The 3,064-nt window shown below is 36.8% G+C and carries 3 protein-coding genes; all 3 read right to left on the bottom strand.

What is annotated here, in order from left to right:
- On the bottom strand, nucleotides 1-761 hold a 761-nt coding region (locus tag CJD30_RS11440; protein ID WP_294919255.1), incomplete at its 3' end, for an SDR family oxidoreductase.
- 19 nt (nucleotides 762-780) lie between these two features.
- Nucleotides 781-1,908 (bottom strand): UDP-N-acetylglucosamine 2-epimerase (non-hydrolyzing), encoded by a 1,128-nt coding sequence (gene wecB / locus CJD30_RS11435; RefSeq protein ID WP_294919253.1) that lies wholly within the window; start codon nucleotides 1,906-1,908, stop codon nucleotides 781-783.
- Nucleotides 1,909-1,910: 2 nt separating this feature from the next.
- Nucleotides 1,911-2,936 carry a polysaccharide biosynthesis protein gene (locus CJD30_RS11430; protein ID WP_294919250.1) on the bottom strand — a complete coding sequence of 342 codons (1,026 nt, stop codon included), beginning with the start codon at nucleotides 2,934-2,936 and terminating at the stop codon, nucleotides 1,911-1,913.
- Nucleotides 2,937-3,064: the final 128 nt, after the last annotated feature.

Here is a 3,064-nt window from a genome sequence, read left to right as displayed (position 1 = left end):
TCATCAGATTTTTCAATGGAAATTTCTTTTTTGTAAACATTTTTCACAATTTTTAAAAGATTATATTTTGAAATTGGATCACTCGAAATTTGATATAAACCATTCAATTCTTGATTCGGTATCACATAATCAGTAATAATTTTTACGATTTCTATCGTGGGGAAACCTGAGTAGATTGCTTTTTTAAAACCTTTTGTTGTACCTTTTTGGCTTAAAAACCAATCAATCAGACTAAAATCTGTTTTTAATTCATGTCCTATAATAGAAGTTCGTAATGTCACACAATGCGGATATTCTACCTCGCCAAGAAATTTTGAACGGCCATAAAGATCGGTCGCATCAGAAGGGTCTTCTTCTGTATAGTTGCCTTTGCTACCGTTAAAAACGCAGTCTGTACTAATATGGATCATCCTTGCATTCGCCGATCGAGTAATTAATGACATACGGTGTGGGAGTTGTGCATTGACGGTGATAGCTGTTAAAGGATCTTGCGCAATGGGAAGTTGTTTGATGATTCCAATACAGTTTATAATGATATCTGGTTGTATCGATGCTGTTGCTCTCATAATTGTATCAAAATTATCGGCATCGACATTATCTCGGATCCTGGAAAGTTCATTTTTTGAAAAATATTTTTCTAATCCTGATGCATGCCTAGTTGTTCCAAAAACTTCAAAATCAGTATTTTTAGACATTTCTTTAAATAATGTATGCCCCAGCATTCCTGTTACACCAAAAATTAATATTCGTTTTGTAGGCATGAAACTTCCCCTTCTTGATTTAATATTCTTTCCAAACTGTACGAAGTGTATAATCCACATAGCTGACAATGATTCTGATTACTTTTTGAGAAACATTGTCTACATCATAATCTGGAACTATACGTATATTGTTATTATTTTTTTGCCATTGTTCTGTCACGATATCAATTGCATTCACTACATCATCACTTTTTAGCCCTGACATTATCAGCGTTCCTTCGTCCATGCCTTCTGGGCGTTCGTGTGCTTGCCTAATGGTGATAGCAGGAAATCCGAGGATCGACGATTCTTCAGTAATCGTTCCACTGTCAGATATGGCACAAAATGCATTTTTTTGTAGAGCGATATAATCAAAAAAGCCAAGAGGTTTCATAAACTCTATTAAAGGGCTAAAGTTTTTATTTTCCAGTATTTCAAGTTTTTTGCGTGTTCGGGGATGGGTAGATACAATAATTCGTTTTTCATATGTGTCTGCAATTTTATTGAGAGTATCAAGAAAATCATTAAAATTTTGTTCAGAATCTACATTCTCTTCACGGTGAGTACTGACGATAAAAAACTCTTTATTTTTTAAACCGAGTCTTTCAAGAATATTAGAACCATCAATTTCTGCCTGATGATGAGTTAATACCTCTTTCATCGATGAGCCTGTTTTGATGATAGTTTCCGGGCGTACCCCTTCGGCAATTAGATAGCGACGGGCATGTTCTGTTAGTGTCATATTTATATCACTAAGCTGATCTACGATTTTACGATTAATTTCTTCAGGAACACGCTGATCAAAGCAGCGATTCCCGGCTTCCATATGGAATACGGGAATTTTCCGGCGCTTTGCCGAAATGACAGAAAGACAGCTGTTGGTATCACCATACAATAGCACCCCATCAGGTTTGAGCTGTGCCATAAGCTCATCAGATTTTGCGATAATATTTCCAATGGTAAGAGCGGGAGTATTACCGGCAGCATTGAGAAAGTAATCTGGTTTTTTGATACCCATTTCGTTGAAAAATATTTCATTGAGTTCATAATCATAATTTTGTCCGGAGTGAACTAAAATATGTTCTGTATATTTTTCTAGTTCAGCTATAACACGGCTGAGTTTAATAATTTCAGGACGAGTTCCTATGATAGTCATTATCTTTTTCATCGTTATACGACTCCGGATTCGGCAAGGTCATTTTGAATTTCACGAAGTTCCAGAAGCATCTGTTTTAGCTCATTTTCATTGAGCCGACAGGTATTGTGTGAATGGTATTCATGAGCCTGCGTTACGACTTCTTCACCCTCTTCGAAATATTTTGTGTAATTGAGATCTCTTGTATCGGCAGGAATGCGGTAATAATTTCCCATATCTTCCGCGGTCACCATTTCTTCGCGAGTGAGTAGCGTTTCATACAGTTTTTCTCCATGCCGGGTACCGATGATTTTTATTGGGTGGTGCAGTTTATTGAATAAATTTGTCAAAGTTTTAGCTAAAAGCTCGATGGTGGCAGCAGGAGCTTTTTGGACAAATATGTCTCCATTCCGACCGTTTTCAAAAGCGAATAAAACCAGCTCAACTGCCTGATCCAAGCTCATCATAAACCGCGTCATAGAAGGATCTGTAATTGTAATTTCTTTCCCATTACGTATTTGATCGATAAAGAGCGGGATAACCGACCCGCGTGAAGCCATGACATTTCCATAACGGGTGCATGCGATCATAATCTCATTTTCAGACAGGTTACGCGATTTTGCAACAGCGACTTTTTCCATCATCGCTTTGGAAACTCCCATAGCATTGATTGGATAAACCGCTTTGTCCGTACTTAAGACAATAACTTTTCTGACATTGGCATTGATTGCGCAGTTAAGAACGTTTTCTGTTCCGATGACATTGGTCTGCACTGCTTGCATCGGATAAAATTCACACGATGGCACCTGTTTAAGTGCCGCAGCGTGAAATACATAATCAACCCCACGCATTACATCGATGATAGAGTTGACATCACGTACGTCTCCCAAATAAAATTTGAGCTTTGGATGATTGTATTGCTTGCGCATATCATCTTGTTTTTTTTCATCGCGACTAAAAATTCGGATTTCTTTGATATCGGTATTCAAAAAACGCCGCAAGACTGCATTACCGAAAGATCCAGTTCCACCTGTTATAAGTAATATTTTTTCTTTAAACATGATCTTAATATGTCTTCTTTACATTGATTTTGATAGAATTTTATCTTTTTTATACTTTGCAAATGCAACAATTTTGATTGATTGAAATAGAATTAGTGATACTTTGTGTACTGGACAGTATTTAAAGC

The sequence above is a fragment of the Sulfuricurvum sp. PD_MW2 genome, from assembly GCF_002633015.1.
Classification (GTDB): Bacteria; Campylobacterota; Campylobacteria; order Campylobacterales; family Sulfurimonadaceae; genus Sulfuricurvum.
Note: the sequence above shows the minus strand (reverse complement) of the source record. Positions and strands in the feature narration are given on the sequence as shown.

Bases quoted from the DNA above. Each gene is read 5' to 3' on its own strand.
- wecB (WP_294919253.1), bottom strand. From the start codon at position 1,908: ATGAAAAAGATAATGACTATCATAGGAACTCGTCCTGAAATTATTAAA.
- CJD30_RS11430 (WP_294919250.1), bottom strand. From the start codon at position 2,936: ATGTTTAAAGAAAAAATATTACTTATAACAGGTGGAACTGGATCTTTC.